This window comes from Brevibacillus sp. JB24b, from assembly GCF_051713385.1.
Lineage (GTDB): Bacteria > Bacillota > Bacilli > Brevibacillales > Brevibacillaceae > Brevibacillus_B > Brevibacillus_B laterosporus.
This window is the reverse complement of record NZ_JBNVQV010000001.1, coordinates 4,038,688-4,053,637: the sequence shown is the minus strand read 5'-3', so window position 1 is coordinate 4,053,637 and position 14,950 is coordinate 4,038,688. Positions and strand designations below refer to the sequence as shown.

The window sequence follows — 14,950 nt, the reverse complement described above, 5'->3', positions numbered from 1 at the left end:
AATTCGCATGAAGTCTTGTAGATGAACTGGGTTGAACAAGGATAGATACTGTATAAGGGAATGGTGAAATGATATGGATAAACAGGTCGTTGTTATTACAGGGGCAGGAAGTGGTTTAGGCGCTTCTTTAGCGAAACGTTATTCGGAGCAAGGCTTTCATGTTTGTTTGCTTGGACGAACGAAGACAAAGCTAGAACGAATAGCAAAGCAATTGACTGGTAGCTATTCCATCCATGAAGGAGACGTTGCGAATAAACAAGCAATCACGGAAATCATGGCGTCCATTCTCAATACGTACAATAGAATTGATGTATTGATCAACAATGCGGGGACGGGAAGCTTTGATTTGGCTGAAAACCTAACCGAGGAAGCCGTTCACCAAATGATTGATATTAATTTAAAGGGAACGATTTTTAGTACGCAGGAAGTATTAAAACAAATGAAAGAGCAGAATCACGGAACGATCATCAACATCGTGTCTACAGCCGGCAAAGTAGGCAAAGCAAGTGAGTCTGTCTACTGTGCCAGCAAATTCGGTGTGAGAGGGTTTACAGAGAGTTTAGCTATTGAGGTAAAAGAAACACCAATTCAAGTGGTTGGCATCTACATGGGAGGCATGAAAACAGAATTCTGGGATGGCATTTTCACAGAAGAACGTATGAAGCACCTGATGGAACCAGATGATGTTGCCGACGTGATTATGGCAAATGTGAAGCCAAGACAACGCCTGGTCGTATCTGAAGTAGTCATTCAAAACCAAAAGTAGAGAATCGAAAACATCGTTGGAGCTGACAGCTTATCGCATTTATACATCGCTTGTCTTAATAAGATTGGCTTACTTACGTAAATAGGACACCTTTTATTCGCTCGGAGTAATGATTTTACATTTTTCAAGTAGACAATTTTAAACAAGCCCCATCTAGGCTGACTGAGTTCGGTATTCTACCGGATTCAGTTTTTTTATTCGCCAATTTTACGTCATCATTACGAGTCGTAAATCATTACGGTTGCTTGTTGTCGGAGGTGGCCAGACGGCTATTAACTGAAAATCCTTTGAATATGTCTTTCTAATTTCACAAAAGGGAGTCTTATTTTTTGTTCACTTCCACCATAGCTTTAGATTTATTATAAAATAGGTCTTTGGTCGTTGTTATATAGAGATTAATTGGAGTTTATTAGAAAAAAGTAGTTATATTAACCTAATTCTAAAGTAGTGTTGTGCCGATATATAAATGAAGGAAATATTTTATTATCCTAATTAATGAGATAAAAAGGAGAGCAAACATGAAGCGATTTCAAACAATAGTAGCGATTGTTCTCGCCGTTGTATTTATGTATACAACGATGGGGATATCGCAGGCAGAAGCTGTGGGAGGTACACTGATCATAAAGGAACCTGTCTATTATCAGCCTCAACTACTTGAGGTAATTAGTAACAAGGATGGAAGTATCACAGGGGAAGTTATGGTGGACTCTAGATATGCAGCCAGTGTCATACTACAAGTTAGTGATGGAACGGGTGAGGTAATAAGAGAAATTGAACTTGTAAACGAATCCAAAAAAGGTATACAAGCTCCCAGTGGTATCAAAAAAAAAATCAGTACCAATACAAAACTGTTACGTGTCGATGGTGAGCTCAGATCAGTAAATGTAACGATTATTTCGTTTACCGTGCCAGCCAAAATTCTCGAATTATCTCCAAATGAATATGAGGTAAGTGTTGAAACTAGCAATACGGTTGTTAAGATGGAGCATACAGAATACCAATATTCTGAAAAACAGACCATTGGCATTCAAGGTGGAAAGGTACTTACAACCTCCTTTCCAGTTTCTTTTCCTGGCGCTCTAGAGGTGGATAATGATGGAAAACTTATTATTACGCTCAACCTTACGTCCATCTATGATAAATCTACCTTTTATCTAGTGGTAATAGATGAAAAGAGCCGACAAGTAAAACGTATCAAATTGAAAACGAAGCAACGAACGATTTCGAGCAAAGATTTAAACCTAGATACCGGTACATATACAATTTATATAGAGGTTTCTGATGTGAAAGGCTTTGCTAATTCTAATCGGGTTACGCTTGTAATACCAGACAGTAGCAAGGTAATTTCCGGAGACGATGATTTTCCTGGATATGTAAAGGTATCTGAGGATGGTATGATTACGATTAACCTAGAAATTACCGCTGAATATCAAAAGGCCAAATTTAACGTTGTTATTAAAAACGACAACGGTAAGATTGTGAAACGTATCCCGATCAGTACCAAAAATTCGAAAATATCTACAAAAGGACTAACCTTGTCTTCGGGTAACTATGAAATTTTACTTGAAATGGTGTTGCAAGGGAAAAAATATTATTCCAGTGCTGCCTCATGGTCTTATGGAACTAGCCATGTATTTTCAGTTCCGACTGGACAAGCCTTTCCTGGCGGAATTAAAGTGAATACCAATGGGACGATTACCATCAACCTGCAATGGAAATCTAGCTATTCTTCCTATCATGCTAATGTAGTAGTTTATGATATATACGGCGATGTTGTAAAACGTATTCCTATCACCGATAAAAATCCAATGATCTCTTATAGGGACTTAGGTTTATCCACAGGAGGATATAACATTGTTATTGAGATTGTTGATCCTGACAGTGAGATGTCTGCAAGTACATTGCCTACTTTCATCCCAATTAATCAAAGCAAAGATATTGTCATTTTTATTGATGGAGAGTTACAGGTTTTTAAAAAGGCACCAGTAGAAATCAATGGAAGAACTTTGGTTCCATTAAGAGCCATTTTTGAGGCCCTGGGAGCAAGAGTAGACTGGGATGAAGCGACCCAGACTGTAACTGCAATGAAGGATGGTACGACCATTAAGCTTACCATTGGTTCCAAAGTAGCTTATAAAAATGGTAAGAAGCTAAATCTCGACGTTCCTGCGCAGTTGTTTAACGGAGATACGACCATGGTTCCAATCCGCTTTGTTAGTGAAGCACTGGGTGCCAAAGTTACTTGGGATGGGTACTCGAATGCCGTCATTATTAGTAATGATTAGTACAGCTACTACCCATTTGCTGTTGTTCCTATAATAACTTCGTTTTACAAAAAGTCACTTTGATCATCATCCGGAATATAGGGTGGTGACATGTGACTTTTTTTATATTTTGTTTATTCATAACCTGTATGCATGAATATCATGCAAATACGTAAATTGAAGTCATGACAAACTTGAAGTATGATACACAAAAGGCAAAAGAAAACAAAAACGGAGACGTACGATATGGAGTGGCAACAAATTTTATATTTTCGCAAGGTCGCACAGACACAGCACATTACACGATCGGCAGAAATGTTAAATGTGTCCCAGCCTGCATTAAGTAGAGCAATTGCTCGTTTAGAGGAGGAGCTAAATACGCCTTTGTTTGAGCGAAAAGGGCGAAATATCGTGTTAAATCAATACGGAGAACTATTTTTAAAGCGAGTGGAGCGAGCCATTCAGGAGATCGAGGAAGGGAAGCAAGAAATTCAGGACTTGATTAACCCTGATCACGGCAAGATACGGATCGCTTTTCTGCATTCACTCGGGATTGAAGTAGTACCTGAGTTTATTCGTTCATTTCGTGTGCAATATCCACAGGTTAGCTTTCATCTACATCAAGCTTCCATGGGGCAGATTGTGGAGCAACTAAAAACGGGGTTAATTGATATCGCCCTGTTTTCTATGTTGGAACCGATCGACGAAGTACATTGGGAGCCTTTAATTACGGAGGAGCTGTTTCTCATTGTCTCTAAGACGCATCCTCTTGCAAATCGGACACAGATCGAGCTACAAGAAATTGCGAATGAACCTTTTATTTGCTTTAAGCAGGGCTATGGTCTGCGAACCTTGACAGATACACTATGTAGGCAAGCTGGTTTTACTCCTGATATAACCTTTGAAGGAGAAGAGATTGCTACGATAGCTGGTCTGGTGGCAGTTGAATTGGGAGTTAGCCTTGTGCCAGATGTAAACGTACTAGATAAATCGAAAATTTCATTACTTCGTGTGCTAGATCCAGCTTGTAAACGGACCATTGGACTCGCTTGGAAAGAAAAGCGTTATTTATCTCCTGTTGCAAGAAGGTTTATTTCATTTGTAAAGGGACACTATATCTAATTGGTTTGTGGCATCGACCGAACTCGTAGCTTAACCTGCATCGTTTTCTAACTGAATAAAAAGAGAGAGGATTTACACCATGAGTTATATCAAGCAAGGGTCAAGCGCATTTCGGCGAACCAACATAGCGTTGTTTGCAGGAGGATTAAATACATTTGCCATCCTATACTGCACGCAGCCTTTGTTGCCTGAATTCACGAAGGAGTTTCAGGTTTCTCCAACGCTGGCCAGTCTTTCCCTATCTGTAACCACGCTGGCCTTAGCCATAAGTATGTTATTTCTTGGTTCATTATCAGAGGCGTGGGGGCGTAAACCGATTATGATGGTTTCCTTGATTGGAGCTTCTTTGTTGGCAGTGTGTACAGCTTTTAGCTATCAATTTCAAGTCTTACTTGGCATTCGTATACTAGTCGGGATGGTCCTGGCTGGATTACCGGCTATTGCAATGGCTTATCTGGGTGAAGAAATTGATAAAAGTAGCTTAGGAGTAGCGATGGGGTTATATATAAGCGGAAATTCCATTGGTGGAATGGGAGGGCGAATCATCACAGGAACGCTAACCGATTTGTTTAATTGGCATGTGGCCTTGGTTGGAATCGGGGTGTTAAGTCTCTTGTGCACGATTTTGTTCTGGGTCATGCTGCCACCCTCTAAACATTTTTCACCACGTAAATTAGAGGTAAAGACATTAGCAAAATCGCTCTGGAGCCATTGCAAGGATCATCGTTTACTTTATTTATATGGTATTGGCTTTCTGTTAATGGGTAGCTTCGTGACGTTATATAACTACATTGGATACCAATTAGTTGAACCGCCATATTCTCTTTCACAGACAATCGTTGGCTGGATTTTTATTGTGTATTTGGTTGGTACATTTAGCTCTACCTGGATGGGAAAGATGGCAGACAGACTGGGACGCGCTAAAATGCTGTGGATGTCTTTAGTTATTATGCTTGGGGGTATTGGACTTACATTAGAACCCCATTTATTTAGTAAAATTGCTGGAATTGCGATCTTTACATTTGGTTTTTTTGGAGGACATTCCATCGCTAGTAGCTGGGTAGGAAGATTAGCTACTCATGATAAAGCACAGGCTTCTTCCTTGTATCTATTCTTTTATTACGTTGGATCGAGTTTAGGTGGGACGTTTGGCGGCTTGTTCTGGTCGTTATTTGGATGGGCCGGGGTTGTCGGCATGATTGGTGGATTTATCGTGATTGGATTCCTTTTGCTGCTGAAGCTCTCTCATGTAGAGCAGTCTCCAGCGACATTACGTATTCAGTAATTCTTCATTTTGCAAATAAAACGCGTTTCATTAGATAAAAAAGGAAAAGGATAGGAGCCAATGTGCATCCTGTCCTTTTCACATTTCTAACAAATATGGTCTGTCAACTATCTCTAGATAGAATTTACTTTACCAATTTATGCCGTAGGGCTAGTACTACAGCTTGCGTACGGTCATCGACATTTAATTTTTGTAAAATACGATGGACATGTGACTTTACAGTGCCTTCAGAAATAAAGAGATTTTGGGCAATTTGATCATTGCGGTAGCCGAATGCTAATTGTTGCAAGACATCCTGCTCTCGTTCCGTCAGTTCATCTAGGAGTACCAGGTTATTCTCTTCGTGATAAATCTCCTGTGCTTTGTCTGTATGGGTTGAGGTATTCGTTTCCGATTTTTGTTTCTTTAACACCTCAGCCAATGCTTTGGCAGCTGTCGCTGTGTGAAAAGAGGCTTCTCCATTATAAGCACGTCGGATTAAATCTAACATCTCTTGGGAATCGGCATCCTTTAGCATATAACCAACCGCACCTGCTAGAATGCCATCCACAACGTAATCATGGTTATCGAACGTTGTTAAAATGAGAACTTTTACTTTGGGTACATGTTTTACAATTTCGTGTGTTGCTTCAATACCCGTACACTTGGGCATTTGTACGTCCATGAGAATGACATCAGGCTTTAGCTCGCAAGCTAAATTGATTATTTCCTCCCCATCAGCCGCCTCTCCGATAACCTCCATATCCTCTTGTACATTTATGACATACCCAAGACCCTGTCTGATCATCTTTTGATCGTCTGCCAGCATGACTCGAATCTTTTGATGTTTGTGATCTACCATAGTAGCTATGTGTTCCCTTCTAAAGGTGTATGGTGGTAAGGAACCGTTGCTATAATCTCAAAGCCAAAGGGTTCCCTCATCTGATATTTCAACGTTCCGTTTAATTCCATGGTGCGTTCTTTCATACCAGATAAACCAAAGCCAGGTTTAACTCCTTCCTGAGAAAGATTTTGGCCGTTATCATGAATTGCTAAAACGATAGAATCAGCCATCTTAGTAATTTCAACCCAAATAGCTGTAGCATTGGAATGACGCAATGTATTCGTAATGGCTTCTTGTAGAATTCGATAAAAAACAATCGTTACCTCGTTTGTTAAATCCAACTCTTCTTCATTGGTTACAAACGTACAGGACAGATCCGTATTTTTCTCCGTTTGGGACAAAAGAGCTTGCAAAGGTGTTATGCCAAACGTTCTCTTGTCGACTGCGAGAGTATGAACGGAGCCACGGATATCCTCCAAACTTTGTTTCGCTACATCCAGCATATTATTGACAGCCATCTGTGCGTCGTTTGGACCAGACTTCAGCATATAGGTAAGCGCATGTAGCTGTACGATAAGAGAAGTAAGGCTGTGACCTAAAGAGTCATGAATATCGCGGGCAATCCGGTTTCGTTCCTCTAATACGGCTACTTGCAATGTATTTACAGTCATTTCCTGCAATTCATTATGTGCATCCTGTAATTTTGTATGTGCTTTTTGCAATTCTTTTAAATGCTGTTGATTTAATTGGTACGCTTCATGATGAGAACGATATCCGCGTGCTCCCAGATAGCATCCTATAAAGGAAAGTAAAAAGGGAACAACATGTGTGGTGTAGCTATGGGTTATCCAGATGAGTAATACACTGGTAATCACCCCAAAAAAGCTGGCTAGTGGTAGCGAATATTTTTTATCAATGCGAAGACCAATGATAATCGCAAGCAGGATGATCATACCAAACCCTTCTGGCCCCAGATAAATGCCTTTAAATAGGGTAATACCCCCGACTAGTAACAGAATGATAGTCATTTTTATGGAAGGCAGTTGAATAGAGGAGGTCCAAAATAAAATCAGATACCCACAAAACAGCATCACTGAAAAAATAAATTGTATAGGTGATTCATGATTATAGGAGTTTGGTAGCCATGTCAAAAGAGATAAGGCTAAGAACCAGACCAATAAGAGTCGTTTGCGGAGGGCCTTTGTTATGTTATCAATCAAAGATTAGCCCACCCTTCTTCAAAGTTTTCGATCGTTTGTTCACATCTATTGTAGCATGGGGTGTCATCTATCTCTAGATAGACGAGCCTGTGCTGGGTTTTCCATCCCTCGATAGATTTGCCTATTCCAACTTGCCGCTACAATGAAAACTGTGACATTTCGTATTGCGAACAATTGACCAACGGCAGGAGGTGGCTTGGATGGAAGAGTTGATTACCATGGCAAAGCTTCTCAAAGAAGCGAGTGCCCTTTTTACATGGATCACACGTGAAGAATTAGAAAGTAAAGATATCACATGGCAGCAGGTGCTGATTCTGGAGCAAATTGTGCACAGACCAAAAACCATTGGGGAAATCAGTAAGGCTGTTAGTCTTTCGTACAGTACGGTATCTGGATTAATTGATCGCCTGCAGCGAGATAACATCGTCATAAGGCTCAAGGATAAAAAGGATAAACGATTGGTTTGGGTTGCGATGTCCCAACGATTTGATCATGCGGACGATTTCGCAGAACACCAAGCGGAAATGGAGACGTTTGAGCAAAAGACAACTCAGATGATTTCATCCCTCCATGTCTTGCAAGAAATGTATACAACCAAAAAAAGAATATCTAGTTAAGACATTGGTGAGGTGAAAGAGAGTGAATATATCTGAAGTGTCGGTGAAACGACCTGTTCTAATTATCATGTTAACCCTTGCAGTCATGATTTTTGGAATAGTATCTCTGCCAAGATTGGCTATTGATTTGTATCCAGAATTGAACTTTCCGGTCGCAGTTGTCGTTACGTCTGTCGATGGCGCGGCGCCGAGTGAAGTGGAGAAGCTGGTAACGAAACCAATAGAAAGCGCGGTAGGGACTGTTTCCAATTTAAAAGAAGTATCATCTATTTCGATCCAAGGAGCATCGCAGGTTATTCTCAACTTTAATTGGGGAACTGATTTGGATCAAGCTACATTGGAATTGCGGGAAAAAGTTGATCGGGTGCGTCAACTGCTTCCATCCTCAGCTAAATCTCCACAGGTTTTGCGGATCGATCCAAATAGTATGCCGATTATGACATTTGCCTTGACAGGCGAGGATGATGTCAACCAATTGAAAAAGATAGCAGAGGACTCCATTCAAAACCGCCTGGAAAGAATTGATGGTGTGGCTGGAGTGAATCTGGTTGGCGGTCAGGATCGCGTGGTGGATGTGGTGTTGGACCCTGCTAAAATTTCGGCGTATGGATTAACCATCGACCAAATTCAGCAGGCGATTGCCAGTAACAACCTGTCTGGTTCAGGTGGTGCTGTACGCGAAGGTGACGGGAAATATAATATTCGAGTACAAGGTGAGTACGATAGTGTAGCGAAGATCGGATTAACACCTATTCGCATAGGGACTGGTTCCCTTCGCCTACAAGATATTGCTACCATCAATGATACAACGGCGAAAATAAATCAGTTCAGCTATGTTAATGGAAAGCCAAGCCTAGGTATTACCATTACAAAAGCATCTGGTGGAAATACGATTCAAGTAGCGGATGCTGTTAGTCAAGAAATGAAAGAGATTGAGAAGACATTACCTTCCAACCTAAAACTAACAACTACGTTAGATTCGTCCACGTTTATTAAAGATTCCATTTATACTACAGCAGAGCATGCTTTGTTCGGTGGTTTGTTTGGGATTATTATTTTGTTCTTCTTCTTAGGTAGCTTCCAATCGATGATTGTTGCTATCATCGTGTTACCCATCTCCATCATATCAACCTTCTTGCTGATGTATGCGACAGGTCAAACGATCAACCTGATTTCCTTATCGGGATTAACGCTTGGACTAGGATCACTTGTTGACTTCGCAGTTGTAATGCTGGAGAACATTTTCCGTCAAAGGGAAAAAGGGAAGGGTATGGTAGCAGCAGCGTTAGATGGTTCGAAGGAAGTGGGTACGGCTGTAATGGCTTCTGCTTTGGCACAGATATGCGTGTTCTTGCCAATTGCGCTTGTAGATGGCATCGCAGCAGAAATTTTTAGACCTCTAGCCCTAACAGTTGTGTATTCTCACATTGCTGCTTTGGTTTTCTCCATCATCTTAGTACCGATGTTAAGCTCACGGATACTGAAAAAAGTACCAGAGCATAACAATCGGGACGGATATCGTGGAATCAATCCAGTGATCTGGTTCAATATTGGATTCCACAAAGTAGAAAAAGGCTATAAAAAGCTGTTGGATTTTTCCCTACATCACCGCAAAACAGTAGCGATTGTTACTGTGGCTATGATGATAGGTTCTATAGCGCTGACACCATTGGTTGGAGCAGAATTTATGCCATCGATGGATCAGGGACAAGTCACAATTGATATTAAAATGCCAAACGGTACTGTTTTGGAAGAAACAAAGAAGGTAGCCCAACAAGTGGAAAAGATAGCGGCGCAAGTACCGGAGCTGGATATCCTGAGCACCTCGATTGGTAGCGGGGGATCAGCAGCTGTGGCCACCTCTACTTCTAACAAGGCAACGGTTGATTTAAAATTGGTCGAGGTAAAAGATCGCAAGCGCTCCACTGAGGAGATTATGGAAGATTTGCGTAAACAAGTAGCATCGATAGCTGGCGCTGACATTAAGGTGAAAGAACAATCTGCTGGTATGTCCACTGGCTCTCCTTTGCAGATTACCTTACGCGGTGATGATATTGAGGTTCTAAAAGATGTGAGCGGGATTATTAAACAAGAAGTAATCAGTATCCCAGGAACCAGTAATGTGATTACCACATTGGATGATACGCAGCAAGAATTTGAAGTGAAGATTGACGCGGAAAAAGCGAGTATGTATGGGCTGAGCTCCGGACAGATTTTAACGGCTGTCGGCACAGCATTTAATGGACAAACGGTGACAAAATATCGCACGGGCGATGATGAAATCAATGTGCAATTAAAATGGCCTGAACAGTACCAGGAGGATACGAATTACTTGAATAGCTTGCGAATGACTGCACCAGGCGGCGCGCAGGTGGCTTTGTCTTCTGTTGCTGAAGTTACAAAAGTAGAGGCGCCTCTAACGATTAATCGCTCCAATCAGGCTCGTGAAGTAAAAATCACTGGTGATTTAGCGGGTCGTGATTTGAACTCAGTCACTACTGATGTACAAACGAAGCTAAATAAGCTTTCCCTACCAGATGGCTATAAAATTGAGTTTGGCGGAGAGAGCAAAGATATGATGGAGTCCTTTAGTAGCCTTGGATTGGCTGTCATTTTGTCAATCGTCTTACTTTATATGGTAATGGCTGCTCAATTTGAATCTTTATATACGCCGTTTATTATCATGTTTTCCATTCCACCTACCTTTGCAGGCGTTATGCTTGGCCTGGTGTTTACCAATACTTCGATCAGTGTGTCTGTGTTTATTGGATACATTCTACTGATTGGATTGGTGGTCAATAACGCCATCGTATTAATTGATTATGCGAACCAATTGCGAGACAAAGGTATGAGTGTGAAGGATGCGATTTTGGAAGCAGGACCCGTACGCTTGCGTCCCATTCTCATGACGACATTGACTACCATTCTAGCAATTGGCCCATTAGCTTTTGCTACAGGCTCCGGTAGTGAGTCTCAAGCTCCGATGGCTATCACAGTTATTTTCGGATTAAGCTTTGCTACCCTCATTACTCTGGTGTTGATTCCAGTCGTGTATACTTGGTTCGATGATTGGTCTTCTAAACGTAAACAAAAGAAAGAACGGAAACGACTAAAGAAACAACAAGCAGCCATTTCGGTAATGGAATCGTAAGGGCGAAGAGATGGAGGAGGGGGAAATGAAATTGAAAACAAAAACAAATATCAATAAAAAAATGATTCTAGTAGCAGCTTCCGCTCTGTTTTTAGTAGCGGGATGTTCAAATCAAGCGGCGGAGAATACTCCGGCCGAACAGACAGAGAGTGTAACACCTGTTCAGATTGAAATGTCTAAACTAGGAACAGTCTCTTCTAGTGCAGGCTTTACAGCTAAATTGGCACCTAGTCAGGATGTACAACTAAGTCCAAAAATCTCTGGGAAAATTACTTCCCTACCTGTTCGTTTAGGGCAGTATGTAAAACAAGGGGAAACTTTGTTTAGTGTTGATGAACAAGATGTAATAAATTCTATCAAGCAGGCAGAAGCGGCTTATCAGGTAGCTAAAGCGAGTTTGAACCAAGCAGGCAATAGCTCCAGTCAAGGTCTCGAACAAGCAAAAAATGGTTTGAGTCAAGCACAAACAGCCTTACAAGATGCAGAACGAAATCAACAACGGATGCAAACGCTATTTAATCAAGGAGCAATCTCTCTTCAACAATATGAACAAGCAAATTTACAGCTTGCCAACGCAAAAACAGCTGTTGCCAATGCCCAAGAAGGGGTAAAGTCAGCCACTCAAATGTCAGCGGTAGGTGTATCGGAGGCTTCCGTAAAGCAAGCAGCCGTGAGCTTGGAAAATGCTCGAACGCAATTAGGAAATGCAGTAGTAAAAGCTCCGTTTAGCGGGTACATTTCAAGTGTGAATGGAGCAATCGGACAGGTGGCTTCTCCACAAAGCCCTGTAGTTACATTAGTTAATACCAATCCACTTGTTGTGAAAGCCAATTTGTCTGAACAAGATATTCCACAGGTGAAGGTGGGCGACGAGGTAAAAGTGAATATTACTGCATTGGGAGAGGAATTGACGGCTAAAGTAACGGCTGTCAGCCCGGTGATGGATCAACAGCTTAAATCCTATCCCATTGAAATATCAATCCCTAATCCAAACAACGAATTGAAAGCAGATATGGTTGTAAACATGAATCTGCTAGGCCAAGAAGGAAAAGGGCAGGAGAAGGTAGTTGTTCCTCGCAAGGCTGTGTTCGATCGCGATGGGAAACAGTATGTTTACGTTGTAGAAGGTGAGGTAGCTAAACAAGTCGCGGTAACCACAGGAGAAGGGTCTAGTGAAGCTATCGAAATTCTGACAGGAATAAAAGCAGATCAGCAGGTAGTCGTAAAAGGACAGACACTGTTGAAGGATGGAAGTAAGGTAACGATCCAAAAATAAGAGGAACTAAACGGATATAGGTAAAATGATCTATAGAAAAAGTGCTGTCACATTCCATTTGTGGCAGCTTTTTTTCTATAAATAGAGTCACTAGCAATGAGAAAATAGGATTCTATTACAACTTTTTCGGATTGAGGAAATCTCTCATTACACTCTATTCTCTTACATGTAAAGACAGGATAGTAAATATACTCATTTCTACAAAAAACATTTGTGAAAATAATGACAATAACATATAGTGGGAATAGTTGTATATTTTTACTAGATTTGCTCAATAAGAGGGAGGTTATTTTATGAAAAAAAAAGTTCTTCCCCATCTTGTGCTTACTACAGCGATTCTAGGTTCACTTGTCACGATTTCAGCACCAAGTACCCATGCTGAAAAGAGTATTGGACAGATTCCTGATCAGATGTTGGCCGGGACAGTAATTGAGTATGACGATTCTAACAACATGGTTGTGATTGAAAAAGGAGAAAAACTCACCTCAAATGAGAGAGTTCAAGCGGTTCAAAAAGAGGAACTCTCTAAATCGGAACTTGTAAAATTGACAGAAGAAGAAACGTTCGTTCAGAAGATTTTAGATGAAGCTAAAGAACTTCCAGTCTATCATATACAAAATCCAGCACCTCAGCCAGGAATGAAAGTCGTTTACGATGGAGAGGGATTCATTAAAAAAATTGTTTATCCCTCCTCAATTAAGGAAGATGACGGGGTAGAAGCACTAGCTTATAAGGCTTTGCCTAGAGGAACGCGTAAGGCGGCTGGTACATATAAGTATGGTGCTAATAATAACTCCATTGTAATTACAGGCTCATCATCTGGTAGTGTATTAGGTACAGGCAGATTTACAAATTTTACTGATACAATAGGTGAAAGTGATAATACATTGGTAAGAGGGGATTGCGCTACAAGAGGGGACATTGATAATCCAAAATATAATACCTCTATCAATGCACGTAATACAACAAATAACAAAGCAGCCACGGTAACCAAGAGGGACAATGGTGAATTACCAGATGCTGTGCTGGATATATGGAAAACAGGTGTTGAAGACTTTGGACTGAAATGGGATAAAAATCTTTCATTTAAAGGTAGATACTATTATGAGTTTTAATAAGTACAGGATAGGGGTTTTTACCCTATCCTCTTTCCCTGTAAAGAAAGGAAGGTGAACATGAGTAGAAAGAGAATTTGTTTTATAATGGTTATGATATTCACTCTCCTTCTTCCGGGATGTATGGAGCAAGTCGTAAATCAAAAATCCCAAATTATGACTACCCAAAACGAAAAAACGCATAACCTTGGGGACTATTTATCAATTACATATACAGAATATGCTAATGGTAAAGATACAACCGATGGAATGGTAATGCGGGTTATGAGCTATGATTTGCAGTCTAAGGTCATGGCAAAGCTCGCTGATATTCCTTACACATCGCAATATCCGTTATCTGTTGTGTCACTGATGGATAATAAGATTTACTATTCAGCAGATGTACAAGATAAAGGAGATCAATTATTCTCCTACGATCTACAGTCGAAAAAGACGGAACAGCTATCGAAGGAATTATTTGCCATTAACTACATTGTACCTACGACGAAAAAAGGACCTATCATTTTGGCGGCCGTGAAGAAAGGCGAGCGTGTCCTAAAAACCGTTTTGTACGACAAACAGAACCATAAATTAGATTTCATTGACGATAAAGATCTTGATAGCAACACGTGGGCGGTGTCATACAATAAGGAAGTCAATAAAAGCTATCTCGCTCGTTTTTCAGAGAATGAAAGGGAAAAGCAGAGAAACATCTCTAATAAGCAACAGATAGCCATGGTTCCACCCGACTACACAGTTGTTGAACTAAATAACGAAACGAAAAAAGAGCGCCCGATCATTTCGCTGAAAAAAGAGCAAATCATTGCTTTATCAAGTACGGGAAATCAGCTATTTCTAATTACCTCTCCTAGTATCAATCGTCCACCTATCGAGTATAGTCTTGTGGATAGCAAAACGGGTAAAAGAACGAAACTAGATCTCCCCATTTCTTCTAGAAGCGATGTCTATCTTTCCCATGACGCTAAGGGCATTTATTATCTGGGCAGTACTTCAAAAAAAGATTTTAACAAAGGTCGCGGAATATATTACTATGATTTTGCTACTAAAAAAATACAACCTATCTTTTTACAGGAGAATGGGTTTATTAATAATTTTATGCTCGTGGCTCGGTAATGAGGGAGCATACTGCCGTCGGATACCTCTGACGGTTTTTTTGTTACGATAAAATCTCCCTACAGTTCAGGTGAAAGTAATGTAAGTCATCTGATCAAAATCATGTAATAGTAGTAATGCAGAAACAGGTACTCTGTTATCAATCCAACAATCTTCCATTTCTGCTTATAAAGAGGTGGCATATCAAGCTGTTATGCT

General features: G+C 40.6%; 11 protein-coding genes. 9 read left to right on the top strand and 2 right to left on the bottom strand.

All coding sequences use genetic code 11. The features are described from left to right. Nucleotides 1-73 precede the first annotated feature (73 nt). The 4 genes from ACQV1I_RS19050 to ACQV1I_RS19035 all read left to right on the top strand — a co-directional run bounded on the left by ACQV1I_RS19050 (nt 74) and on the right by ACQV1I_RS19035 (nt 5,437). Nucleotides 74-766 carry an SDR family oxidoreductase gene (locus tag ACQV1I_RS19050; protein WP_094700854.1) on the top strand — a complete coding sequence of 231 codons (693 nt, stop codon included), beginning with the start codon at nt 74-76 and terminating at the stop codon, nt 764-766. 518 nt (nt 767-1,284) lie between these two features. Continuing rightward, nucleotides 1,285-3,051 (top strand): copper amine oxidase N-terminal domain-containing protein, encoded by a 1,767-nt coding sequence (locus tag ACQV1I_RS19045; RefSeq protein WP_201747433.1) that lies wholly within the window; start codon nt 1,285-1,287, stop codon nt 3,049-3,051. 225 nt (nt 3,052-3,276) lie between these two features. After that, a complete protein-coding gene (locus ACQV1I_RS19040; protein WP_116334864.1) occupies nt 3,277-4,152 on the top strand; it encodes a LysR family transcriptional regulator in 876 nt (291 codons plus the stop codon). 79 nt (nt 4,153-4,231) lie between these two features. Continuing rightward, nucleotides 4,232-5,437 (top strand): MFS transporter, encoded by a 1,206-nt coding sequence (locus ACQV1I_RS19035; protein WP_094700855.1) that lies wholly within the window; start codon nt 4,232-4,234, stop codon nt 5,435-5,437. 124 nt (nt 5,438-5,561) lie between these two features. Here ACQV1I_RS19035 and ACQV1I_RS19030 read toward each other — a convergent pair whose 3' ends face one another. Both ACQV1I_RS19030 and ACQV1I_RS19025 read right to left on the bottom strand, forming a co-directional pair. Further along, a complete protein-coding gene (locus tag ACQV1I_RS19030; RefSeq protein WP_094700856.1) occupies nt 5,562-6,278 on the bottom strand; it encodes a response regulator transcription factor in 717 nt (238 codons plus the stop codon). A gap of 5 nt (nt 6,279-6,283) precedes the next feature. After that, nucleotides 6,284-7,480, bottom strand: coding sequence for a sensor histidine kinase (locus tag ACQV1I_RS19025; protein WP_104032234.1), 1,197 nt, complete (start codon nt 7,478-7,480; stop codon nt 6,284-6,286). A 200-nt stretch (nt 7,481-7,680) separates the two neighbouring features. Here ACQV1I_RS19025 and ACQV1I_RS19020 point away from each other — a divergent pair, with 200 nt between their 5' ends. The 5 genes from ACQV1I_RS19020 (at nt 7,681) to ACQV1I_RS19000 (ending at nt 14,752) form a co-directional block, all read left to right on the top strand. Beyond that, nucleotides 7,681-8,097, top strand: coding sequence for a MarR family transcriptional regulator (locus ACQV1I_RS19020; protein WP_094700858.1), 417 nt, complete (start codon nt 7,681-7,683; stop codon nt 8,095-8,097). Nucleotides 8,098-8,119: 22 nt separating this feature from the next. Further along, on the top strand, nt 8,120-11,248 hold the full coding sequence (locus ACQV1I_RS19015) for an efflux RND transporter permease subunit (RefSeq protein ID WP_094700859.1): 3,129 nt from the start codon (nt 8,120-8,122) through the stop codon (nt 11,246-11,248). A gap of 25 nt (nt 11,249-11,273) precedes the next feature. Further along, nucleotides 11,274-12,524 (top strand): efflux RND transporter periplasmic adaptor subunit, encoded by a 1,251-nt coding sequence (locus ACQV1I_RS19010; protein WP_116334863.1) that lies wholly within the window; start codon nt 11,274-11,276, stop codon nt 12,522-12,524. A gap of 293 nt (nt 12,525-12,817) precedes the next feature. Beyond that, the gene (locus tag ACQV1I_RS19005) at nt 12,818-13,639 is read left to right on the top strand and encodes a hypothetical protein (RefSeq protein ID WP_201747432.1); all 822 of its coding nucleotides are present in this window, start codon (nt 12,818-12,820) and stop codon (nt 13,637-13,639) included. A 123-nt stretch (nt 13,640-13,762) separates the two neighbouring features. Continuing rightward, entirely contained in the window at nt 13,763-14,752 is a 990-nt protein-coding gene (locus ACQV1I_RS19000) for a hypothetical protein (protein WP_255193682.1), read from the top strand. Nucleotides 14,753-14,950: the final 198 nt, after the last annotated feature.

Coding starts and splice junctions, on each gene's coding strand:
- ACQV1I_RS19050 (WP_094700854.1), top strand. CDS start 74: ATGGATAAACAGGTCGTTGTTATTACAGGGGCAGGAAGTGGTTTAGGC.
- ACQV1I_RS19045 (WP_201747433.1), top strand. CDS start 1,285: ATGAAGCGATTTCAAACAATAGTAGCGATTGTTCTCGCCGTTGTATTT.
- ACQV1I_RS19040 (WP_116334864.1), top strand. CDS start 3,277: ATGGAGTGGCAACAAATTTTATATTTTCGCAAGGTCGCACAGACACAG.
- ACQV1I_RS19035 (WP_094700855.1), top strand. CDS start 4,232: ATGAGTTATATCAAGCAAGGGTCAAGCGCATTTCGGCGAACCAACATA.
- ACQV1I_RS19030 (WP_094700856.1), bottom strand. CDS start 6,278: ATGGTAGATCACAAACATCAAAAGATTCGAGTCATGCTGGCAGACGAT.
- ACQV1I_RS19020 (WP_094700858.1), top strand. CDS start 7,681: ATGGAAGAGTTGATTACCATGGCAAAGCTTCTCAAAGAAGCGAGTGCC.
- ACQV1I_RS19010 (WP_116334863.1), top strand. CDS start 11,274: ATGAAATTGAAAACAAAAACAAATATCAATAAAAAAATGATTCTAGTA.
- ACQV1I_RS19005 (WP_201747432.1), top strand. CDS start 12,818: ATGAAAAAAAAAGTTCTTCCCCATCTTGTGCTTACTACAGCGATTCTA.
- ACQV1I_RS19000 (WP_255193682.1), top strand. CDS start 13,763: ATGGAGCAAGTCGTAAATCAAAAATCCCAAATTATGACTACCCAAAAC.